This is a genomic window from Kitasatospora sp. NPDC029312 (assembly GCF_055569215.1).
Map to the genome: position 1 here is coordinate 193,718 of NZ_JBVHXY010000008.1, position 20,271 is coordinate 213,988.

The following is a 20,271-nucleotide window of genomic DNA, read 5'->3' on the forward strand; positions in this document are numbered from 1 at the left end:
CGAGCCGGACGCCGGTCAGAGCAGGCCGAACTGCTCCCGGACGCCGCCGATCAGCTCCCGCGGCGAGCCCGGAGGCTCCTCGGCGCTGCCCCGCAGGGTGCTCTGCAGCAGGGCGGCCAGCGGCAGCACGGTGGGCAGGTGCGGGTCGGCGAGGCCGATCAGCAGCTGCTGGTGGGCGCCGTCCGCGAAGGTGGCCTCACCCGCCGCGTCCGCACCCTTGATCAGCGCGCCGACCTTCTCCTGGTAGCCGGCGACCACCGCGGAGCGCTCCTCGGGGCCCGGGGCGGCGAGGGAGTCGACGGCCGCCTGGCCGGCGAACAGCCCGGCCTGGACGGCGATGTCGATGCCGCTGCAGAAGAACGGGTCCAGGAAGGCCGCGGCGTCGCCCGCGATCGCGTACGACTCCCCCGCCAGCTCGGTGGCGCGGAAGCGCCGGTTGAGCGCGGGCAGCACCGGCAGCAGCTGGTCGGCGCCGGCCAGCAGGGTCTGCAACGGGGCGGCCTCGTCGACTTCGGCCCAGAACAGCGACTCGATGTCACCGCCATAGCGCCGGGCGTGCTCCTCGCCGACCACCACGCCGACGCCGACCCGGCCGCCGCCCATCGGGATCACGAACACGTAGCCGTGGGTGATGCCGATGATGGTCATCGTGCCCTCGACCGCCAGCTCGTGCTCGCGCTCGGGCTTGAAGTGGCTGAACACCGCCTCCCGCGGGTCGAGTTGCTGCTCCGGCTCCTCACGGGTGCCGAGCGCCCGGGAGACCAGGGCGGACTTGCCGCTGGCGTCGATGACGTACCGGGCGGACAGCTCGGCGATCCCGGCCGGGGTGGCCGCGGTGAGCCGGGCACCGCTGCCGTCCGCCGCGAACTCGACGTCGGTGACGGTGTGCAGCGGGCGGTAGCTCGCGCCCTGCCGGACCGCGTTGTCCACCAGGATCTTGTCGAACCTGGCACGGTCCAGCCGGACCACCGCCGGCAGGTCGCAGCCGGCCGCCCGGGCGAGCGTCAGCTCCAGGCCGAAGCGGCCGGTGGCGTTGAGGAAGCGCACGCCGGTGGCGGCCCCGAAGGCCTCCTTGACGTCCTCCACGCCGAGCCCGCGCAGCAGCGGCAGGGTCTCCCCGGACCACGACTCGGGCAGGTGCGGGGCGGGCTGCAGGGCGCGGTCCAGCAGCAGGACGCTCAGGCCCGCCCTGGCCGCGGCCGCCGCCGCGGTGGAGCCGGCCGGGCCGGCTCCGATCACGATCACGTCGGTGGTCACGCGGCGGCTCCCAGGGCGGCGGGCGCCGGCTGCGCGCCCGCCTCGAAGTGGCTGACGAAACTGTCCAGGATCCGGCCGAGGCGGTCCTCGAAGCGGCGCCGGTAGGCGTCCCGGTAGTCCTGGTGGGCGGGGTCGGACGGGCTGCCGCCCGGCTGGGCCGGGAGCAGCTCGTAGGTCCGTTCGGCGGTGACGAGGCAGTCGCCGTCCTGCTCGGTGAAGCGCCAGGCGCCGACGTGGTCGGCCATGCCCGGCGGCGGGTTCGGGCTGAAGAACTCGATGTCGCCGCCGGGGTCGAGGAAGCGGACGGTGCGGACGAACTCGGTCCGGCCGTCGCGCTCCACCTCCAGGTCGAACTCCTGGTGCGCGCCGTCGTCGTAGTGCACCCGAACGGCGGTGATCCGGTCCCAGACCGCGTGCCAGGAGGCGATGTCCCAGAACAGCGCCCGGACCTCGGCCACCGGGGCGGCGACCGGCCGGCTGACGCTCAACAGGTCGCTGCGGTCGGCTACTTGGACGGACTCGGCGGACGCGCGGCACTCGGCGGACGCGCGGGATTCGGCGGGCGCGGCGGCCGCGGCGTGTTCAGCGGGCGACATCGGCCTCGACCGCCTCCCGGAACAGCTGCAGGTTCTGCTGCAGGTGGCCGGAGAGCCGGCGGCCGAACTCGGCCTCGTCCGGCACCGGCGCGGCGGCCGGGTCACCGGCGGGCGGCGCCAGCAGCTCGAACTCCCGGGTGGCGGTGACGGTGGTGCGGCCGTCCTGCTCGGCGAAGGTCCAGCGGCCGGCCATCCGCTTCAGCAGCGGCGGCGGCGTGGTCTGCACCAGCTCCAGCTCGTACGGGGCGCGGCAGTAGCGGATGCCGCGGACGGTCTCCTGACCGCCGGGGCGCTCCACCGTCATGGTGAACTCCTGGTTGTAGCCGTCGCAGTAGAGCACCTGGACGTCCAGGGTGTCCGGCAGGATCGCGGGCCAGCGGTCCAGGTCGGCGAAGGCGCCGTAGGCGGCCTCGATCGGCGCGTCGATGACCACGCTCTCGGTGATGGCGGCCACGGCGCTCACTCCCCGCCCTTGCCGGTGAGCACCTTGCGCCAGGAGTCCAGGGCCAGCTTGGAGTGGCCGGCCAGCATGGTGGTGACCTGCTCCTCGGTGCTCGCCGCGTCGGTGGCCGGGTAGACCAGCGGGGCGACCTCCTCGTGGAGGTTCCACACGTGGGTGACCTCGACGTGGGTGTGCTCCGGGTTGTCGGCGGCCGGGGTGAAGCGCCAGATCCCCCCGTGGTGCTGGAGGAACTCGGGCGGCTCCGGCTGGAAGAACTCGATCTCCCCCGGCCGGCAGTTGCGGATCGAGCGGACCCGCAGCTGGGAGCCGTCGGTCTCGGAGGCGACCGTCATGAAGAACTCCTGGTAGCGCCCGTCGTCGTAGCGGACGTCGATCTCCTGCACGTGCGGCAGGTACCGGGGCCACGCGCGGACCTCGAACAGCGCCCCGTAGACGGCGTCCAGCGGCGCCTCGATCACCAGGGTCTGCACGGTACGGTGGGCGAACCCGGGGTGGGCGTCGATGGTGAGCCCGGCGCTGGGGCTGACGGTGGTCATCTCTGCTTCGCTCCTTGGCTGTTGCGGTGGTACGTCGGGGCTCAGGCGCCGAGCCAGTCCTCGCGGCGGCCGGCGAACAGGTCGACCATCGGGGTGTTCATGGCCCAGTGCGGGTGCTCCAGCGCGGTGGTCTCGCCCCAGAAGTCGGGGTTGGTGAACTCGAGCATCACGTTCATGTGCCACTCGTGGCCGAGCGGTGTGAGCGTGAGCTTGTCGTCGGCGAGCTCGGCGAGGCCGCGGCTGACGATCCGCTCGACCTCGGGCTTGAAGTCCTCCAGGAAGCTGGAGCCGAACTGGAACTCGTACTCCTTCAGGTCGACCGCGAAGGCCTGGAGGATGTTCATCACGTAGCGCTCCTTGCGGACCCGCGGGGTCAGCTGGGAGGAGACGGCCGAGATGAAGTGCTCGCCGCGGTTGACGGCGGCGATGTAGCCCTCGACGTCCTTGCGGCCGCCGACCCGGTAGTCGTTGATGAAGCTGTAGGCGCTGGGGCCCACACCGAGGATCTCGACGTTGTTGCGCAGGAACGTCCACTCGTTGTAGACGTTCTCCCAGCCCGGCCGGCAGAAGTGGTCGAACATGTAGTTGTGGAAGCCCATGTTCTCGGTGGCCTCGACGAGGTCGCGGTACATGTTGCGGACGTACTGCGACTCCTTGTCCACCAGCGGGGCGACCTTGCCCATCTTGATGAACTTGTCCTGCGGGGTACCGGGGTGGATCCGGTACAGGTAGGTGGTCAGGTGCTTGACGTCGAGGTCGCGCAGCACCTCCAGGTCGCGCTGCCAGGTCTCCCGCCGGTGGCCCGGCAGGTTGTACATCATGTCCATCTGGATGTTGCTGAAGCCGCGCGAGGACAGCTCGTTGATGGCCTTGACGGACTCCTGGGCGGCGTGCGGGGAGCCGATGATCCGCAGGATGCTCTCGTCGAAGGACTGCACGCCGAGGCTGACCCGGTTGATGTACGAGTCGGCGACGTAGTCGAGCTTTTCCGGGATGTAGTCGCGGGCGTTGCCCTCGAGGGTGAGCTCGTAGTCCTTGGCCACCGGGTAGTTGGTGAAGATGGTGTCCAGGATCCGCTTCAGGTAGGCGGTCTTGAGCAGCGAGCCGGTGCCGCCGCCGATGTAGATGGCGCGCAGGCTGCCGGTCTGGAAGCGCTTGTAGGACGCCCAGCGCTCGAGGTCGGCGACGATCGCGTCGACGAAGCGCGCCTCCTTGTTGCGCGGGTCGTGCGGGGAGAGCTGGTCGACGAAGTACGGGCAGGAGTAGCAGCGCACCCGGCAGAACGGGATCGACAGGTACATCACGTAGTCCTGGCCGGTCTGGTCGAGCGCCAGCTGCGGCAGGAAGTCCTGGCCGGAGCGGTTCTCCCAGAGCGCCGGCGGATACAGGATGAACGGGGTGGTGTACTTCTGCGGGTACGGCTGCGTGGTCACGGGCGCGGTCATGCGGGGTCTCCAATCGGGCTTTCACGGGCTGGTGGCCGGCGGCGCTTCCTCGCATTGCTGACGGATCGTCAGACGGCGCTGCGCGGCTCGGCGTACATCGGCAGGCCGCCCTCGGGGCGGAGGGTCATCACCGGGCCGGCGACCACCCGGTGGCCCGGGACGGACCGCAGCCGGAACCGCTGCACCACGGTGGCGAGCAGCAGTTGCGCCTCCATCAGCGCGAAGTGCACGCCCAGGCACTGGCGTTGGCCGCCACTGAACGGGACGTAGGCGTAGTGGTGCTGCTTGGCGGCGTTCTCCGGGGTGAACCGCTCCGGGTCGAAGCGCTCGGCGTCGGGCCAGTAGTCGGGGTGACGGTGCACGACCCAGGGGCAGATGGTGATGCTGGCGTCCTTCGGCAGCGGCAGGCCGCCCACCTCGTCGGGGCCGTTGCCCCAGCGGGCCAGCAGGTAGATCGGCGGGTAGAGCCGCATCGCCTCCTGGACGACCTGCCTGCTGTACGGCAGGTTCGGCAGGTCGGCCACGGTCGCGGTGCGGCCGGCCAGCCGGGTGTCGACCTCGTGCTCCAGCCGCTCCAGCACCTCGGGGTGCTCGGCGAGCAGGTGGAAGGTCCAGGTCAGCGCGTCGGCGGTGGTCTCGTGGCCGGATAGCAGCAGGGTCATGACCTCGTCGCGCAGCTGCTGGTCGCTCATCCCGCTGCCGCCGTCCTCGTCGGTGACGGCCATCAGCAGGGAGAGCAGGTCCCCGGTGTCGACGGGGTGCTCGCGGCGGCTGGCGATGATGTCGTGGATGACCTCGTCCAGCTCGGCGACGTTGGCGTTGAACCGCTTGACGAGCGGCAGGAAGGGCAGGTTGACCATCAGCGGGCCGAAGGGGTTGCCGAGCAGCTTGGCGAACTGCTCGCTGACCTCGCTGAACGCGGACCCGACCTTGCCGGCCTCGTTGATGATGTCCATGTTGAACAGCGTCTGGCCGACGATGTCCAGGGTGAGCCGCATCATCTCGGCGTCGACGTTGACCGGGCCGTCCTCGCCGCGGGCGCCGCGCTCGCGCCAGCGGTCCAGCATCCGCAGCGTCGCGCCGGTCATCATGTCGCCGTAGGTGGCGACCCGCTGCTTGGTGAACCCCGGCTGGATCAGTCGCCGTTGGCGGTGCCACAGGTCGCCGTCGCTGGTCACCAGGCCCTTGCCCATGACCCGGCCGAGCAGCAGGAAGGCCGGGTGCGGGGCCTTGCTGTAGTTGGCCGAATTGGTGGCCAGCACGTGCCGGATGTGGTCCGGGTCGGAGAGGAAGTAGAAGTACTGGTTGGCCAGGAAGCGCACCTTGACGGCGTCGCCGTGCTGCCGGAAGACGTCGGTGAGCAGGGTGATCGGGTTCTTCGAGAAGCCGCGCGCGACGCCGAGCGGGGAGCCCCCGGTGGCGACCGGCCAGGTCTTCGCGGGGCGGGCCGTGGCCCCCCGCTCCGGGGCGAGGGTCATCGGGCCGCCGCCTTTGCGCCACCGATGCCGACGGGCCGGCCGATCAGGTAGGTGACCGGCGGGCCCCCTCGGCCCTCGGGCTTCAGCACGCCGGTCTCCCAGGAGTAGTCCGACGCGTCGAGGTCGTGCACCATCTCTCGAAGCTCCTCAGTGGTGTAGGTGCGCAGGTTGGAGGCGATGCCGTCCCACATGAACGCGAGCGGCACCAGCGGCACGAGGTAGCTGAAGAACAGCCGGCTGTAGCTGACCGGCCGCAGCCGCGCCGCCCACCCCCAGACCAGCAGTGGGCCGAGCGGGACGGTGAGCAGGACCGACGCCCAGCGGCGCTCGGTGAACTCGAACACGGCGATGGCCTCGCGCCGGCGGTAGGCGTCCGCCAGCACCCGGCGGGCGGTGTGCGGCCGCAGGTGGTGGAAGCCGGTGAACAGGGTGCGGAGTCCGGACAGCCGCTCGGGCACCGCGGTCGCGTCGACCGACTGCGCCTCGAAGCGGGTCCGGCCGTCACCGACGGTGCGGACGGCGGCCGCCAGCGCCTCCCGGTTGGGGTACTTGTCGGTGAGGACCAGCTCGACGTCCGCGTCCTCCTCGGCCAGCCGGCCCTTCAGCACCGTCCAGGGGCCGGAGCCACCGGAGCAGAGGTCGACGATCCGGGGGACGTCGTGCTCGCGGACCAGCTTGGCCAGCAGCGGCACCACCGGCGCGTAGACGTCGCCGCGCAGCACGATGGCCTCGCGCAGCAGGTCGGTGATCGGGTTCCGCAGCACCGCGGGGAACCAGGAGAGATCCTCGAACTCGAACAGGTGACGCCGTTTCATCGCAACTGACCTCGCTCCACTGGAGGGCGCCGTTCGGATTCCTCGGCGGTCGACGCCGGACAACCCCCATACTCCGCACGGGAATTCGAGCGGGCCATCCCCAAAACCATGCAGCGCTCCGGTCAAGCCCCAGCGGGGCGCTGCATAACGACGGCGAGTCGGCGCGCTTACCGCCTCCGAGCAGTCGGTATGCCCGCATAGCGGAGCCGCCGGCAAAGGCGCTCCAGTGGCGTTCGAGCGGGATTCGAGGGGGTGCCGCAAAAGCCGGTGAAGAATTGCCTGGCAACGAATTCCGGTCGCTGCGAATCGAATTTCACCGACGAAAGGACTTCCCCATGTGGGAGTACGAGCACAGCGTGGTCGCCGACGTCGCCCCCGAGGCGGTCTGGGCCCTCTACAGCGACACCACCACGTGGCAGAGCTGGGACCAGGGCCTGGACGCGATCGAGCTGCACGGCCCGTTCGAGGTGGGCACCAAGGGTCACCTGAAGCCCAAGGGCCAGGACGGCTTCCCGTTCACCCTGATCGAGGCCGAGCCGAACAAGCGCTTCACCGACGAGACCGTGGTCAACGGCCTGGTCCTGCACTTCATCCACATCCTGGAGGCGCAGGCGGACGGCCGCACCAGGATCACCCACCGGGTCGAGATCACCGGACCGGCCGCCGCCGAGGCCGCTCCGCACGTCGGCCCGGCCGTCACCGCCGACATCCCGGCCACCGTCGCCCGCCTCGCGGAGCTCGCCGCGGCCTGACCGGGCCCCTCCACCCACACGACACGCCCCAGGAGGCGCACGTGTCCATCATCGAGTCCAGGACTTCCACGGATGCGGCGCCTCCCGGGGCGCCCTCGCACGCCGCGGCCGGCCCGGGCCACCGGGCGGCCCACGGGATCGTCCTGCTCCTGCTCTGCCTCAGCGAGTTCATGATCTCGCTGGACTTCTCCATCGTGAACGTCTCGCTGCCCGTGATCCAGGGCGACCTCGGCTTCCGCGCCGGGGACCTGGTCTGGGTGGTCACCGCGTACGTCCTCGCCTTCGGCGGCTTCCTGATCGTCGGCGGCCGGCTCGCGGACCTCTACGGGCGCCGGCGCGTGCTGGTGCTCGGCCTGGCCGGCTTCACCACCGCCTCACTGCTGGCCGGACTCGCCGACTCCCCGGGGCAGTTGGTCGCCCTGCGGGCCGTCCAGGGCCTGTGCGCGGCGGCCGTCACCCCGGCCGCACTGGCCACCCTGACCACCACGTTCACCGGCGAGAAGGAGCGCCGGCAGGCGATGGGCGCCTGGGGCGCGGTGCTCGGCGCCGGCTTCGTCTCCGGCGTGGTCGGCGGCGGGGTCATCACCCAGTACCTGGACTGGTCCTGGGTGTTCTGGATCAACGTACCGATCGGCACCGTCCTCGCCGTGTTCGCCGCCCGGCTGCTCGGCCCCGGCCGGGACGGCCGCCGGCCGCGCCGGATGGACCTGCCCGGTGCCGTGCTGATCACCGGCTCGGTGGTGGCCCTGGTCTTCGCGCTCTCCGAGAGCAGCGTGACCGGCTGGACCTCCACCCGGGTGCTGGGCGCGCTGGCCCTGGCCTCGGTCGGCGGGCTGGCCTTCGCCGTGGTCGAAGTGCGCAGCGCCGAACCGGTGTTGCCGCTCGGCCTGCTCAAGCTGCGCCGACTGGTGGTGGCCAATCTGGCCAACGTGCTGATGATGGGCTCGTTCTTCGGCCTGGTCTACACCGTCACCCTGTTCCTCCAGGACGTGATGGCCTTCTCCCCGCTGCGCACCGGCCTGACCTTCGCGGGCGCCGGGGTGGCGGGGCTGGCGGCCGGCGCGGCCTCCGAGCCACTGGCCCAGAAGTTCGGCGCCACCCGGGTGCTGATCACCGGCGCGCTGTTCCAGGCGGCCGCCACCGGCGTGCTGGCCACCCTGCCGACCAGCGGCACCCAGCCGTTCGTGTCGGCCTGCACGGTGGTGGTGAACTTCAGCGGCGTGGTGGCGATCGTGATGATCAACCTGGCCGCGACGGCGGACGTCGCCGACCAAGACCAGGGCGCCGCCGGCGGTCTGCTGAGCACCTGCGAGCAGATCGGCGGGGCGATCGGTCTGGCCGTGATCTCCACGGTGGCCGCCTCCCGGGCGCACCACCTGGCCGGCTCGGCGCACCCCGACACCGGGGCACTGCTGGCCGGTGACCGCTGGGGCATGGCCATCGCGGCCGCGCTGGCGGTGGCCGGCGCGCTGACCGCCCTGGTCGGCCTGCGCGAGTCGAACCGGACCTGACGGTTCGTCACATCACGAGCGCCCCACCGCGATCGACCGCGGTGGGGCGCTCAGCTGCGCGCCTGGGTGCCGGGGCGCCGGGGCTCAGCCGCCGACGCGCAGGTAGTGGCCCCAGTAGCCCTGCCACGGGCCGTAGTGCTCGGCCAGCCGCTGGAACTGCGCCTCGTCGACCGGGCGGCCGTAGACCCGCTGGACCGCCCGGGCCATCTCCTTGTCGAGGACGATCCGCTCCATCCGGCCGAGCCCGCGGATCAGCAGGAAGGACGCCGACCACTCGCCGATCCCGTGCAGCCTCAGCAGCTGCTCGCGGACCTCCTGGTACGGCCCGGTGCGCAGGAACCCCTCGTCCAGTTCGGCCCAGAGCCGCACCGAGCGGTGCAGGTAGCCGGCCTTGCGCTGGTTGCCGATCAGCGCGGCCAGTTCCGCCTCCTCGAAGCGGGCCAGCTGCTCGGCGTCCGGGAAGGCCCAGAGCCGTTCGCCACCCACGTCGATCCGGTTGCCGACCGCCTCGACCAGGGCCCGCTTCATCTGCCGGGCCACCGGCATCGGCACCCGCTGGCACAGGATCGCCCAGCAGAGCAGTTCGAACGGGGAGGGGAACTTGACCTGGTGGTAGCCGTGCAGCCGCTCCGCCACGCGCGCGAAGGGCTCGTCCTGCCGGGCCAGCCGGTAGAACTCGGTCAGGTCGTCGGAGAGTCCGAGGTAGAAGTCGATCCGGTCGGTGACCGCCGCGACCACCTCCGGGCCGATCGGCTGCGTGGCCGCGAGCCGGGCGTCCAGGCCGGATGCGCCCGATGCGCCCGATACGCCGGAAGTCCCGGACGCCCCGGCTCCCCCGGCAGTCCCGGCCGCCCCGGGCGCCGCCGTCAGGCGCACGCCCAGGGTCGTCCCGGCCTCCCGGACGGCCAGCGTGAGCGCCGCCTGCGCGGTGCCCTGCTGGCCGGCCATCGCCGGGAAGGAGCCGATGAAGCCGAGTGAGGCCCGGAAGTCGAACGGCTCCCGGGCGGGCAGCCGGACGTCGGTCAGGTGCAGGGCCGCCGCCTCCGTGGCCATGGGTCAGCCCTCCTTGGGGTTGCCGGGCAGTCCCGAAGCGAGCGGCTGGCCCCACTCGTCGGAGAGCGCGTACAGCACGGCGAGGGCCGCGTTGCGCGGGACGGGGGCGAAGAACTCGGCGTCGGCCTTCTCCACCGCGTACATCGCCCGCTCCAGCAGGGCGGCGCCGGCCTCGGTGACCCGCACCCGCTTGGCGCGGGTGTCGACCGGGTCGGGGATGCGCTCGACCAGGCCCTTGCTCTCCAGCGTGCGCAGCACCTGGCTGGTCATCATCGGGTCGGTGCCGGAGTGGTCGGCCAGGTGTCGCTGGGTGGGCGGCCCCTCCTGGGCGCCGAGCCAGCCGGCGCCGGCCAGCAGCACGAACTGCACGTGCGTCAGGTCGTGCGGCTTGAGGGCCGCGGCGATCGACCGCTGCCAGGAGAGGGTGACGCGCCAGAGCAGGAAGCCCGGGCTCTCGGCCGGCTTGGCGGGCCGTTCGAAGTCGGCCTCCGGCTGGTTCTGCACTGCGGAGTCGTTCATGGCGGTGCTCACTTCCCCTCCCCGAGCTGGTGGTGCCGGCTGTGCTGGTGCTTCCCCATAGGTGGGCCCCTCTCCACTTGCTATGCGCGTTTACTATATCGGATACGAGCATCCCCGGCGACCCTGCTGGGCGCAATCGCGGACGGGTCAGATCAGCGCCAGTTCCATCGCCCTGGCCACCGCCATCCCGCGGCTGTTCACCCCCAACTTGACGTTGATGTTGGCCAGGTGCCGGGCCGCGGTGTGCTCGGAGATCCCCAGGATCCGGGCGATCGCCCGGTTGGAGAGCCCGTCCCTGGCCCGCCCGATCACCGCCAGCTCGCGGTCCGTCAACAGCCCGCGGCCGGGGTTGGCGAACGCCGTCAACTCGGCCAGCACCGCGTCCGGATCGGTGAAGTACGGCAGTGAGGCCCCGCCCGGCAGGGTGCGGCTCACCGCCTCCGGAAGCGCCTCCACCATCCGGCGCGCGACCGCCGCCGGGCACAGGTAACTGTCCTCCCGGCGCAGCAGCAGCGTGGGAACGGCCACCCCGCCCAGCTCCTCCCAGGCGTTCAGCGCGCAGGAGTCCAGGAACAACGCGGCCGCCGCCTCCGGCTGGGCGCACATCCGCTGGTAGTCGGCGTACCAGCGGACCTCCTCCGGCCGCGTGCCCGGCAGCAACAGCTCGGCCACCAGCCGGGAGCCCAGGTGCCAGTCCGCCCGGACCAGCCGCTCCACCGCCCCGGGCAGGTCGTCGGCCAGCCCGTCCGGGTGGTCGCGGTCCACGGTGAACGACGGCGCGGTGCCGAACAGCACCAGCCGGCTCACCCGGTCCGCGTACCGGGCGGCGAACAGCAGCGCCAGCGGACCGGCCAAGCCGCTCGCCAGCAGGATCACCCGCTCCTCCGCGCACGCGTCCACCACCGCCGCGAGATCGGCGAGTTGACGCTCCCGGGAGAAGTCGGGCTCCTCCTCGGCCGACATCCCCACCCCGGGTGGGTCGTAACGGATCACCCGGAAGGCCCCCGCCAACGACCGATGGAAGTCCCCCACCGGCCCCACCGACCAGTCCACCGACAGGTGCGAGACCCAGCCGGGCAGGACCAGCAGCGCCGGACCCTCGCCGGCTGCCGTCCATGAGATGTGCCGACCGCCCTCGACCAGGCGGCGGCGGACCAGCGGCGCTTCCCCGCGTCTTGCTCCCGTCGGCCTGCTCATCCCTCGCTCTTCCCCCTTGCTCCAGCAGCCACGTGCCGTTGCTGTGCTGCTCGCAGCGTAAGGAAGCCCGGGGCCCGGAGGCTCGAGCCGGACTAGACGGCGGCAGGACCACCACCCGGCCCCGGCGAAGTACGCAGGTCGGGGCGGAACACCCCCACCGCGCTGCACAGTTCTGGGGATGGAGCACCCGTCGGCCGCCCCGCACACTGAGGTCCGGAAGGCAGGGGGAAGGAAGGCCGAGATGACGACGACCGTCGAGGAGACCATCTGGACGTCCGTGGTGCACGGCGCCGTGCACGGCGCGACCGTGACCGACCTCGGCGGTCGCCACCCCATGTCCGTCTCCGCCTGCGGCTTCACCGCCGAGGACGCCCGCCGCGGCGCGCTCACCCGCTACCTGGCGGCGCGCGCCCTCCAGGAGGCCGCCAACGGCCCGACGTCCGTCGGGCCGGGCCCGGTCCGGGCGCTGGGGCCCGCGGACTTCGTGCCCGGCGGTGCCGAACCCGGCGCCGCCCCGCCGCTGCCCGCGCTCGCGGGCGTCGGCGCGGTCAGCGGGCTGCGCTACCTGGTGCCGGCCCGGATCTTCTTCTCCGCCCCCGTTCCCGCCGCCGTGCGCGAACCCGTCCTGGACGGCGCCGCCGCACCCGGCCCGGCGCTCGCCGAGGTGCTCGCGCTGGACGTCGCGGCCCGCTGGTGGCGCCACCCGCACACCCGGCTGGCCGACGCCACCGTGCTGCTGGCCGACCGGCTGCCGGAGGAGGTCCGCCGGGCGCTGCCCGCGCACGGGCTGACGGCGGAGTCGTTCCTGTGGACCTCGGTCGGCTTCGCGCTCGGCATGGTCGTGATGCACCGCGGCGACGGCGAGGCGGCGAGCTTCGGGGTGAGCGGGCGGGAGACGCCCGGCGCCGCCCTGGAGGACGCCTTCCTGAAGGCGATGGCCGCCCGGCTGGGCCGCCCGCCCGGGCCCGGATCGGCCCGCCGGACCGTACGGCCCGGTGCGCACCGCGCCCGGCGCACCCGCTTCGCGCCGCCCACCGGCCCGAGCGGCACCCGGGCGCTGACGGCCTGGCACCAGGGCTCGGAGCAGCTGGCGCTACTGCGCCGCCACGCCGTCGGCCGACTGCCCTCCGGCGCCTGGCCGGCCGTGGACTGGGTGGAGCTGGCGCACCGGCGGTTCGGCCACGAGCCGGTGCTGGTCAGGCTGGCGACCGCGGACGGCGGGCACACCGTCCAGGCCGCGTGTCCGGGGGCCGAGGTCTACCGCGCCTCGGCCGTCTCGGCGCCGAGCTTCCCGTTCTGAACCCGGCGGTGCGGCCGTCGGCACCCGGCGTCCTCGCGCCGGGCCTTCGTCATGCCGCCAGCAGGTCGAGCAGCCGCTCCAGCGCGCCGCGGTCCGCGGCGGCCAGGCCGGCCAGCAGTTCCTCGTCCACCTGCCGCTCCAGCGCGGCGAGTTCGGCGGCGAGGCGGGTGCCCCGGTCGGTCAGCTCGATCCGGTAGGCGCGCCGGTCGGCCGGGTTGCGGCGGCGGACCACCCAGCCCTGGTCCTCGAGTTGGTCGATCAGCCCGACCATGCTGGTCCGGTCGATCCCGAGCTGTTCGCCGAGGGCCTGCTGGGCGCTGGGGCCCTCGGCCGCCAGGGCGGCCAGCACGGCGTGGTCCTTGGGCCGGACGCCGCGGTCCGCGAGCGCCCCGGCCAGCCGGTCGGAGAACCGGTCGGCCGCCTGGCGCAGCAGCCGGCCGGTGCCGGGCTCGGGCCGCCGGGCCGTGGCGGTGTCCGCGCTGTTCGCGGTGTCCGCGGTGTCACCGCTGTCCGCGGTCGCAGCCATGGACCGTCACCTCCTTGAGCAGATTGTCATGCGCGATGATAGTCAGCTCTAGAGATGGTTTTCCAGCCCCCGGGCCCGAATCGCCCGGCTCCCTCCGCTTCCCGTGCCGCGGGCAGGCCCCGACCACGGGCGGCGACGGGCTCTCGGCCTCGGCCGACGGCAGCGCGGCGGGCAGCGCCACCAGCGCGACCGCCAGCCCCGCGCCGTGCGCCAGCGCCACCGGGACGGACCGTCCGTCCACCGTGCGCAGCAGCGGCGCGCCCGCCTCCGTACGGTCCCAGCGGGTCCGGCCCGCCGGGCGGCCCGCGTCCGCGCACAGCGCCTCCCAGGCCCGCCGTCCGGCCAGCCGGGCGGCCGCCGAGTGGGCCCGCTGCCGCTCCCTGCGCGCCAGGGCCGCCGGGACGGCCACCACGGCGGCCCGCAGCCGCGGCGACGGACGGCGGCCGAGGTCCGGAGCCGCGACCACCGCCGCCAGCACCGAACCCGCGAACTCCCGTACCGCGCCGTGCAGCAGCCGCGGGAAGTCCGGCGGGTGGCGGCCGCCCGCGATCCGGACCGCCCGGGCACCACCGCCGGCCGGCGCCACCTCGATGCCGCGCCAGCCGATCCCGTCGAAGCCCGTCCCGAGCGCCTTGAGCACGGCCTCCTTGACCGCCCAGACCTCGGCCAGCGCACGCGGGTCGGCCGCGGTGGCGGAGAGCTCTCGCTCGGTGAACGCCACCGCGGCCACCTGCGGGGTGCGCCGCAGCCGTACCGCCCAGTCCGCGACGTGCGAGACGTCGACCCCCAAGCGGACCACCACGGCTCAGCCCGCCTCTCGACCGTCCGGCTCGCCGGTCCGCCGATCGGGGCCCCGGGTTCCGCCGGGGTGGGCGGGGGCCGCCGGGGCCGTCCCGGTCGGGCCGGGGTGAGCGGGCGCCGTCCCGGTCGGGCCGACCATCGCGACCACCCTGGTCCAGCCGGCGCCGGCGCCCGCCACGGCGACCGGGAAGCAGGTCACCATGAAGCCGGTCGGCCCGGGCAGGTCCTCCAGCCGGTTGAGCTTCTCCAGCTGCAGGTACTCGTTGACCCGCCCGTAGATGTGAGCGGGCCACAGCACCTCGCGGTCCCCGGTGCGGTGGTACTCCTCGACCATCGCGGCCATCGGGCGGTCCAGCCCCCAGGCGTCGATGCCGATCACCTTGACGCCGCGCTCCACCAGGAAGGCGGTCCCCTTCCCGGAGAGTCCGGCGTACTCGGTCAGGTACTCGGCGGTGCCCCAGTGCTTCGAGGCGCCGGTCCAGAGCAACACGATGTCGCCCGGGGCCAGTTGGTGCCCGGCCTGGTCCAACGCCGCGATCAGGTGGTCCACCGTGATCGCGCTGCCGACCGGTACGTGGCGGACGTCCAGCCGCACGCCCGGTCCGTAGCACCACTCCAGCGGGACCTGGTCGATGCTCTTCGCGGGCGCGCCGCCGGACTCCGGCCCGTAGTGCAGGGGCGCGTCCATGTGCGTCCCGGTGTGGGTGGTCAGCGTGACGGTCTCGTTGGAGACCGCCATGCCGTCCGGGAACGCGTCCGGACCGAGTCCGAGCACGACGGCTCCGGTCGCGTGGTCGAGCACCTCGACCTCCACCGGGGTCGCCTCGCTCGGGGTGTCCTGGACGATGACGCTCAGGTCGATCAGCCGGAGCCCGGGCACCGCGGGCGGTTGGCCCTCGTGCTCTGTCATCCCGCCTCCTCTCCTCGCTGTCGTCGGTCCCGCCCACCGGGCCGGCGGGCGGGCCGCCGTTCAGATCCGCCCGTCCAGGAACTCGACCAGCTGGGCCACCGTGCGGACGTTCTTCAGCGCCTTGCCGTCGGGGGCCTGGCCGCCCACCAACGAGGCGACGGTCTCGACCAGTTCGGCGGAGTCGATGTCCAGGTCGGCGCGCAACTGCGCCTCCGGGACGACCTCCTCGGCCTCGATGCCGAGTTCCACCAGCACGGCCTTGAGGCGCTCGAAGGTGGACGGGGTCTGGGTGCTCATCTCGGTTTCTCCCTCTGACTGGTTGAAGTTGACTGCTCCGAGTGTTGACTGCTCCGACGGTGCGTCAGTTCGCTGTTCCGGCGGGCCCGCGCAGCACCAGGGCCGCCACGGTGCCGTCCGCGCCGCGCGCGTTGACCAGCGCGCTGCGCACCGGCCGCACCCGGGGCGCGTCGACGATCAGGTCCAGTTCGGTCGCCGCCCGCTCGCCCGCGGTGATCCCGGCCACCGGCGGGACCGCCCCGTGGCGGATCGCCAGCAGCGCGGCGAGCAGGTCCACGGCCGGGGCCGCGCCGAGCAGGTGACCGGTGACCGGCTTGACGGTGGTGCACGGCACCCGGTCGACCGCGCCCGCGCCGAGCAGGTCCTGCACCGCCCGGACTTCACCGGCGTCGGCGTAGACGGTGCCCTGGGCGTCCAGGGCGATCAGGTCGAGGTCCTGCGGGGCGACCTCGGCCTCCTTCAGCGCGGTCTGCGCCACATGGGTCAGCACGTCGGTGCCGGTGCGGCCGAAGACCTGGTCCGAGCCGGCGTGCCCGGCGGCGAACCCGGCCACCTCGGCGAGCACCTCGGCGCCGCGCGCCCGGGCGCTCTCCTCCGCCTCCAGGGTGAAGACCACCGCGCCCTCCCCCACCAGGAAGCCGTCCGCCCCGGCGCCGAACGGCCGGTAGTCGCCCGGGGTGAGCCGCCCGCTGGTCTCGCAGAAGGTGTACGCGTACGGCGTGACCGGCGCCTCGGCACCGCCGGCCAGCATCGCGTCCGCGCGGCCCTCGGCGATCGCCCGCGCCGCGTAGCCGACGGCCACGGCGGCACTGGCGGTGTCCGCCGCGACGGTCTTGGAGAAGCCCTTGATCCCCCACTTGATGCTGATCTGGCCCTGCGGCGCGGTGGGGAACCAGGCGGAGGCGATGTACGGGCTGACACCGGTGTAGCCGACCCGGCAGAGCCGGCGCATGCTCTCCTCGGTGATCTCCCAGCCGCCGTACATGTTGCCCAGGTAGACGCCCACCCCCTCGGGGGCGTCCGCCGGGTCCAGCCCGGCGGCGGTCAGCGCGTCCTGCGCGGCGACCAGGGCGAGTTGGCAGAAGCGGTCCATCCGCTTGCGCAGCCGCAGCGGGATCGAGGCGACGGCCTCGTCCCCGGCCGTGCCGGCGCGGTGCGCGGTGTACTGCCCGGTCGGGAAGCGGTCGATCTCGGCGACCGCCGGGCGGGCCTCGCCGACCAGTTCCCAGAACTGCTCGGTGGTCCGCGCGCCCGGGAGCGCCAGCCCCACCCCGGTGATGACGACCTTGCGCATCTCGTGTCCTCTCTTTCCGTCGGGTGGCTCAGGCGCGGCCGAGGACGACCGTCGAGTGGATGCCGCCGAAGCCGCTGGAGAGGCTGGCCACGGCGTCCACGGTCGCCTCGCGGGCGGTGTTGGGGATGTAGTCGAGGTCGCAGTGCTCCCCGGGCTCGACGTGGTTGATCGTCGGCGGCAGCCGGTGCTCGTTGAGGGCGAGCACGCAGGCCACGAACTCCAGGGCGTTGGCGGCGGCCAGCGCGTGGCCGACCATCGACTTGATCGAGCTGACCGGCGTGCGGTACGCCCGCTCGCCCAGCACCAGCTTGACGGCGTTGGTCTCGCACACGTCGTTCTGCGGCGTCGAGGAGCCGTGGGCGTTCACGTAGCCGATCCGCTCGGCGGGCAACCTCGCGTCGTCCAGCGCCAGTTGGAAGGAGCGCGCCAGATCGGTGCCGTGCTCGGCCAGGTCGGTCATGTGGAAGGCGTTGGCGCTGCTGCCGAAGCCGAGCACCTCACCGAGGATCACGGCGCCGCGGTCGCGGGCGTGCTCCCACTCCTCCAGCACCGCGATGCCGGCGCCCTCGGCCAGCACGAAGCCGTCCCGGAAGCGGTCGAACGGGCGGGAGGCGTGCTCCGGATCGTCGTTGCGCACCGACAGCGCGCCGATCACGTCGAAGCAGGCGACCACGAACGGGGTGATCGGCGCCTCGGCGGCCCCGGCCACCATCACGTCGGCCTCGCCGCGCCGGATGGCGTCGAAGGCGAAGCCGACCGCGTCGTTGCCGCCGGTGCAGCCGGTGGTCAGGGTGACCGCCGGGCCGTACAGGCCGAAGGCGTCGGCGACGGCCGCGGTCGGGGTGTTGAAGGTCGCGGACAGGTGCAGCCGGCGGTGCGCGGCGGCCACCTCGATCGGGCCGGTGCCGCCCGCCGTGAGGCCCGGGAAGTGCTCGGTCATGAACTTGGTGCCGCCGATCGCGTTGGCGATCACCACCCCGGTACGGAACGGGTCGAGGTCGTCCGCTCCGTCCAGTCCGGCGTCGGCCATCGCCTCGTACGCGGCGGCCAGGGCGATCCGGACCATCCGGTCGTCGCCGTCCGGCTCCTCGGCCGGGCTGCCGGGCAGCACCACCGGCGGCAACTGGCCGGCGATCTGCGAGTTGAAGCCCGCGGCATCGAACGAACCGATGCGCGAGACGCCGTTGCGGCCCTCCCAGAGGCCCTCGGCGAAGTCCTTCTTTCCGATGCCATTGGGGGCCAGGACCCCCAGGCCCGTGATCGCGACTCGACGCATCGCGCTCTCCTTGTCCCTCTCGGTCGGTCAAGTGGTCGGTGCTCAATGCTCGTTACGGCCGGTCGGGCCGGTCACCGTGCTCACGCGGCAGGCATTCCCTAGGCCACCAGCAGGTGTTCATCACCCACGGTGAGCGCCATCGCGTCGCCCCAGCCGGCACAGGACGCGGACACCGCCTTGCGGTCGAACTGCCGCAGCAGACCGCGTAGGACGGTGCCGGGGCCGACCTCGACGCAGGTGTCCACGGCCTCGGCGCGCAGCGTCTCCATCACCCCCACCCACTCCACGGGCGCGGCGATCTGCTGGGCCAGCAGACGGCGGTAGGAGTCGAGATCGGTGACCAGCCGGCCGGTCATGCTGCTGATCAGCGGCGTGTGGCCGGTGTGCAGCGGCAGATCGGTGATCAGCGGGGCCAGCCGCTCCTCCGCCTGCGCCATCAGCGGCGAGTGGAAGGCACCGTGCACCTCCAACGGGACCACCGCCTTGGCGCCCCGCTCCAGCAGCGTCCCGGACAGCAGCCGGACGGCCTCGGCCTCCCCCGAAACCACCGACTGACGCGGGCTGTTGGCGTTGGCGACCACGACCGTGCCGGCCACCTCCCCGGCCGCCGCGCGCACCGCCGCCGGGTCCATCCCCAGCACGGCGGCCATCGCTCCCGGGGCGGCGACACAGCAATCCGCCATCTCCGCCGCCCGGTTGGCCACCACCACCAACGCGTCATCCAGATCGAGCCACCCGCCCGCCACCAGCGCCGAGTACTCCCCCAGACTGTGCCCGGCCACCACGGCCGGCACCAGCCCCAACAGGTCCAACTCGGCCGTCAACGCGCAGGACAGCGCCAGCACGGACAGCTGCGTCGGCACCGTCTCGGTCAGCCGCTCGGCCGGCCCCTCCAGCACCGCCGCCTCGATGTCCTGCCCGACCATCTCCCCCGCCCGGCGCAACACCTGCCCGAAGAAGGGCGACCGCTCGTACAGGTCGGCCCCCATACCCACGTGCTGGCTGCCCTGCCCCGGAAAGAGGAACGCGTACCGGTGCCCCATGAGCTGCCACCCTCCCTCTCTCTGCATCACCATCCTTGAAAGTCAGCATGACTGATGGTTTCTCTCACTGTCAATCAGCTCACCCGACCATCAGTTCACCTCCCCCGCCCTCCCCGGCCCCGAACCCCACAAAAAGGGCCAGGCCCGGACAGAGTCCGAACCTGGCCTTCCCACCTACCTGTCCGTGCCCTCCCACGCCAGACGCCTTCCACCACGGTGGACGCGGATGGCGTCCGGCAGTGGGGTTCGCCAATACGTTTGCCTCGGATGACGATGTGCGGCGATGATGTGCCGCCACTACGGAGCGGGGAGCACGCGAGCATGGACATCCAGGTCACTTACGAGGCCACCACCGAGGACATCGTCGCGTCGGTGACGGCGCACGGAGCCGCCCGGCTCCGGCTCCGGTGGGCCATCGTCGGCCTGTGGTTGCTGGTGGCGGTGGCCGGTGCGGCCGCGGGCAGCACCTGGTTCGCGATGTCGGCGTTCGTCTTCGGGGCCTTGCAGGTGGTGAACATCACCGCGGGCGGCAGGTGGGCGGGGCGGACCGTCGCCCCGCGCTACGTCGGACCCACTGCCGTGAGGATCACTGACGACGCCCTTCAGCTGACCACGCCGGCTCTGGACTGCAGCATTCCCTGGTCCTCGGTCACCAAGGTGGCGCACAACCCCGTGGCATGGACGGTGCAGTCACGGAAGGCGGGTGCCGCGCCGCTGACGGCGACGGTGCTCAAGGCGCCGTTCACCGAGGCGCAGCACGCTGAGTTCGACATGTTCCTGGCACGCCTGCCCGAGGTGAACCACAAGGGCCAGACCGCGAGTGAGGGCAAGGTCCCGGCCGGCGGACGGTAAGGGAGGGCGGGATCGTCCTCCCTGGAACAGCCGCCGCGCACGTACGACAGCGGCCGTCCGCGCCGGGCCGGACTACCACCCATGCGCGCGAAGCCCGTTGGGAAGTTCGAACGAACCCCACCGCACCGTCGACGTCTGCTGAGCCGCCTCCAGCGCACAGCCTGCGGGCAGCCCTCCACGAAGCTGCCACCACGGCCGCCGCGCCGTCATCGGCAAGCAGCGTGGGCGACACCTAGGGGCCGTCTTCAAAGCTGATCAAGTGATGAGGAATCATGTCCGTCATGGTGCGTCGTCATGAGCTGTCGGATGCCGAGTGGGCTGTGCTGTCGCGGTTCCTGCCGGCTTCGGGG

At 72.8% G+C, this 20,271-nt stretch carries 21 protein-coding genes; 4 read left to right on the forward strand and 17 right to left on the reverse strand.

What is annotated here, in order from left to right; all coding sequences use genetic code 11:
• Positions 1-15 precede the first annotated feature (15 nt).
• The 7 genes from ACZ4WV_RS10090 to ACZ4WV_RS10120 all read right to left on the reverse strand — a co-directional run bounded on the left by ACZ4WV_RS10090 (position 16) and on the right by ACZ4WV_RS10120 (position 6,590).
• Positions 16-1,257, reverse strand: coding sequence for an NAD(P)/FAD-dependent oxidoreductase (locus ACZ4WV_RS10090; protein ID WP_465744708.1), 1,242 nt, complete (start codon positions 1,255-1,257; stop codon positions 16-18).
• Positions 1,254-1,853 carry an SRPBCC family protein gene (locus tag ACZ4WV_RS10095; RefSeq protein WP_465744710.1) on the reverse strand — a complete coding sequence of 200 codons (600 nt, stop codon included), beginning with the start codon at positions 1,851-1,853 and terminating at the stop codon, positions 1,254-1,256. The genes ACZ4WV_RS10090 and ACZ4WV_RS10095 overlap by 4 nt, the downstream gene beginning before the upstream one ends.
• Complete coding sequence (locus ACZ4WV_RS10100) at positions 1,840-2,307, reverse strand: SRPBCC family protein (RefSeq protein WP_465744712.1); 468 nt, start codon at positions 2,305-2,307, stop codon at positions 1,840-1,842. Before ACZ4WV_RS10100 ends, ACZ4WV_RS10095 begins: the two co-directional genes overlap by 14 nt.
• Before the next feature lie 5 nt (positions 2,308-2,312).
• Positions 2,313-2,852: an SRPBCC family protein gene (locus ACZ4WV_RS10105; protein WP_465744714.1), complete on the reverse strand. Its 540-nt coding sequence runs from the start codon at positions 2,850-2,852 to the stop codon at positions 2,313-2,315.
• Positions 2,853-2,893: 41 nt separating this feature from the next.
• Positions 2,894-4,297 carry a coproporphyrinogen-III oxidase family protein gene (locus ACZ4WV_RS10110; protein WP_465744715.1) on the reverse strand — a complete coding sequence of 468 codons (1,404 nt, stop codon included), beginning with the start codon at positions 4,295-4,297 and terminating at the stop codon, positions 2,894-2,896.
• Between the two features lie 68 nt (positions 4,298-4,365).
• Positions 4,366-5,775 (reverse strand): cytochrome P450, encoded by a 1,410-nt coding sequence (locus ACZ4WV_RS10115; RefSeq protein WP_465744717.1) that lies wholly within the window; start codon positions 5,773-5,775, stop codon positions 4,366-4,368.
• Positions 5,772-6,590: a hypothetical protein gene (locus tag ACZ4WV_RS10120; protein ID WP_465744719.1), complete on the reverse strand. Its 819-nt coding sequence runs from the start codon at positions 6,588-6,590 to the stop codon at positions 5,772-5,774. The genes ACZ4WV_RS10115 and ACZ4WV_RS10120 overlap by 4 nt, the downstream gene beginning before the upstream one ends.
• A gap of 335 nt (positions 6,591-6,925) precedes the next feature.
• On the opposite strand from ACZ4WV_RS10120, the gene ACZ4WV_RS10125 reads away from it, so the two are divergent.
• Positions 6,926-7,342, forward strand: coding sequence for an SRPBCC family protein (locus tag ACZ4WV_RS10125; RefSeq protein WP_465744721.1), 417 nt, complete (start codon positions 6,926-6,928; stop codon positions 7,340-7,342).
• Positions 7,343-7,383: 41 nt separating this feature from the next.
• Positions 7,384-8,853: an MFS transporter gene (locus tag ACZ4WV_RS10130; RefSeq protein WP_465744723.1), complete on the forward strand. Its 1,470-nt coding sequence runs from the start codon at positions 7,384-7,386 to the stop codon at positions 8,851-8,853.
• An 84-nt stretch (positions 8,854-8,937) separates the two neighbouring features.
• Here the strand turns inward: ACZ4WV_RS10130 and ACZ4WV_RS10135 are convergent, their stop codons facing one another.
• From ACZ4WV_RS10135 to ACZ4WV_RS10145, 3 genes are all read right to left on the reverse strand, one after another.
• Entirely contained in the window at positions 8,938-9,906 is a 969-nt protein-coding gene (locus ACZ4WV_RS10135; RefSeq protein WP_465744725.1) for a DNA-3-methyladenine glycosylase family protein, read from the reverse strand.
• A 3-nt stretch (positions 9,907-9,909) separates the two neighbouring features.
• Entirely contained in the window at positions 9,910-10,437 is a 528-nt protein-coding gene (locus ACZ4WV_RS10140; protein ID WP_465744727.1) for a MarR family winged helix-turn-helix transcriptional regulator, read from the reverse strand.
• A 135-nt stretch (positions 10,438-10,572) separates the two neighbouring features.
• Complete coding sequence (locus tag ACZ4WV_RS10145; protein WP_465744729.1) at positions 10,573-11,622, reverse strand: alpha/beta fold hydrolase; 1,050 nt, start codon at positions 11,620-11,622, stop codon at positions 10,573-10,575.
• Positions 11,623-11,863: 241 nt separating this feature from the next.
• Here ACZ4WV_RS10145 and ACZ4WV_RS10150 point away from each other — a divergent pair, with 241 nt between their 5' ends.
• Entirely contained in the window at positions 11,864-12,922 is a 1,059-nt protein-coding gene (locus ACZ4WV_RS10150) for a hypothetical protein (protein ID WP_465744730.1), read from the forward strand.
• Positions 12,923-12,971: 49 nt separating this feature from the next.
• Here ACZ4WV_RS10150 and ACZ4WV_RS10155 read toward each other — a convergent pair whose 3' ends face one another.
• From ACZ4WV_RS10155 to ACZ4WV_RS10185, 7 genes are all read right to left on the reverse strand, one after another.
• Complete coding sequence (locus tag ACZ4WV_RS10155) at positions 12,972-13,448, reverse strand: MarR family winged helix-turn-helix transcriptional regulator (RefSeq protein ID WP_465744732.1); 477 nt, start codon at positions 13,446-13,448, stop codon at positions 12,972-12,974.
• Entirely contained in the window at positions 13,423-14,250 is an 828-nt protein-coding gene (locus tag ACZ4WV_RS10160) for a 4'-phosphopantetheinyl transferase family protein (RefSeq protein WP_465744734.1), read from the reverse strand. The genes ACZ4WV_RS10155 and ACZ4WV_RS10160 overlap by 26 nt, the downstream gene beginning before the upstream one ends.
• 3 nt (positions 14,251-14,253) lie before the next feature.
• Complete coding sequence (locus tag ACZ4WV_RS10165; RefSeq protein ID WP_465744736.1) at positions 14,254-15,159, reverse strand: cyclase family protein; 906 nt, start codon at positions 15,157-15,159, stop codon at positions 14,254-14,256.
• 60 nt (positions 15,160-15,219) lie between these two features.
• Positions 15,220-15,456 (reverse strand): acyl carrier protein, encoded by a 237-nt coding sequence (locus ACZ4WV_RS10170; RefSeq protein WP_465744738.1) that lies wholly within the window; start codon positions 15,454-15,456, stop codon positions 15,220-15,222.
• A 64-nt stretch (positions 15,457-15,520) separates the two neighbouring features.
• A complete protein-coding gene (locus ACZ4WV_RS10175) occupies positions 15,521-16,750 on the reverse strand; it encodes a beta-ketoacyl-[acyl-carrier-protein] synthase family protein (RefSeq protein WP_465744740.1) in 1,230 nt (409 codons plus the stop codon).
• Positions 16,751-16,778: 28 nt separating this feature from the next.
• Positions 16,779-18,026, reverse strand: coding sequence for a beta-ketoacyl-[acyl-carrier-protein] synthase family protein (locus tag ACZ4WV_RS10180; protein ID WP_465744742.1), 1,248 nt, complete (start codon positions 18,024-18,026; stop codon positions 16,779-16,781).
• Between the two features lie 98 nt (positions 18,027-18,124).
• The gene (locus tag ACZ4WV_RS10185) at positions 18,125-19,096 is read right to left on the reverse strand and encodes an ACP S-malonyltransferase (RefSeq protein WP_465744743.1); all 972 of its coding nucleotides are present in this window, start codon (positions 19,094-19,096) and stop codon (positions 18,125-18,127) included.
• 294 nt (positions 19,097-19,390) lie between these two features.
• Here ACZ4WV_RS10185 and ACZ4WV_RS10190 point away from each other — a divergent pair, with 294 nt between their 5' ends.
• Positions 19,391-19,921: a hypothetical protein gene (locus ACZ4WV_RS10190; RefSeq protein WP_465744745.1), complete on the forward strand. Its 531-nt coding sequence runs from the start codon at positions 19,391-19,393 to the stop codon at positions 19,919-19,921.
• Positions 19,922-20,271: the final 350 nt, after the last annotated feature.

What these genes read in the sequence shown, in the direction of transcription:
- ACZ4WV_RS10095 (WP_465744710.1), bottom strand. Translation starts at nt 1,853, where the DNA reads ATGTCGCCCGCTGAACACGCCGCGGCCGCCGCGCCCGCCGAATCCCGC.
- ACZ4WV_RS10105 (WP_465744714.1), bottom strand. Translation starts at nt 2,852, where the DNA reads ATGACCACCGTCAGCCCCAGCGCCGGGCTCACCATCGACGCCCACCCC.
- ACZ4WV_RS10110 (WP_465744715.1), bottom strand. Translation starts at nt 4,297, where the DNA reads ATGACCGCGCCCGTGACCACGCAGCCGTACCCGCAGAAGTACACCACC.
- ACZ4WV_RS10115 (WP_465744717.1), bottom strand. Translation starts at nt 5,775, where the DNA reads ATGACCCTCGCCCCGGAGCGGGGGGCCACGGCCCGCCCCGCGAAGACC.
- ACZ4WV_RS10120 (WP_465744719.1), bottom strand. Translation starts at nt 6,590, where the DNA reads ATGAAACGGCGTCACCTGTTCGAGTTCGAGGATCTCTCCTGGTTCCCC.
- ACZ4WV_RS10125 (WP_465744721.1), top strand. Translation starts at nt 6,926, where the DNA reads ATGTGGGAGTACGAGCACAGCGTGGTCGCCGACGTCGCCCCCGAGGCG.
- ACZ4WV_RS10135 (WP_465744725.1), bottom strand. Translation starts at nt 9,906, where the DNA reads ATGGCCACGGAGGCGGCGGCCCTGCACCTGACCGACGTCCGGCTGCCC.
- ACZ4WV_RS10145 (WP_465744729.1), bottom strand. Translation starts at nt 11,622, where the DNA reads ATGAGCAGGCCGACGGGAGCAAGACGCGGGGAAGCGCCGCTGGTCCGC.
- ACZ4WV_RS10150 (WP_465744730.1), top strand. Translation starts at nt 11,864, where the DNA reads ATGACGACGACCGTCGAGGAGACCATCTGGACGTCCGTGGTGCACGGC.
- ACZ4WV_RS10155 (WP_465744732.1), bottom strand. Translation starts at nt 13,448, where the DNA reads ATGGCTGCGACCGCGGACAGCGGTGACACCGCGGACACCGCGAACAGC.
- ACZ4WV_RS10165 (WP_465744736.1), bottom strand. Translation starts at nt 15,159, where the DNA reads ATGACAGAGCACGAGGGCCAACCGCCCGCGGTGCCCGGGCTCCGGCTG.
- ACZ4WV_RS10170 (WP_465744738.1), bottom strand. Translation starts at nt 15,456, where the DNA reads ATGAGCACCCAGACCCCGTCCACCTTCGAGCGCCTCAAGGCCGTGCTG.
- ACZ4WV_RS10175 (WP_465744740.1), bottom strand. Translation starts at nt 16,750, where the DNA reads ATGCGCAAGGTCGTCATCACCGGGGTGGGGCTGGCGCTCCCGGGCGCG.
- ACZ4WV_RS10180 (WP_465744742.1), bottom strand. Translation starts at nt 18,026, where the DNA reads ATGCGTCGAGTCGCGATCACGGGCCTGGGGGTCCTGGCCCCCAATGGC.
- ACZ4WV_RS10185 (WP_465744743.1), bottom strand. Translation starts at nt 19,096, where the DNA reads ATGCAGAGAGAGGGAGGGTGGCAGCTCATGGGGCACCGGTACGCGTTC.
- ACZ4WV_RS10190 (WP_465744745.1), top strand. Translation starts at nt 19,391, where the DNA reads ATGGACATCCAGGTCACTTACGAGGCCACCACCGAGGACATCGTCGCG.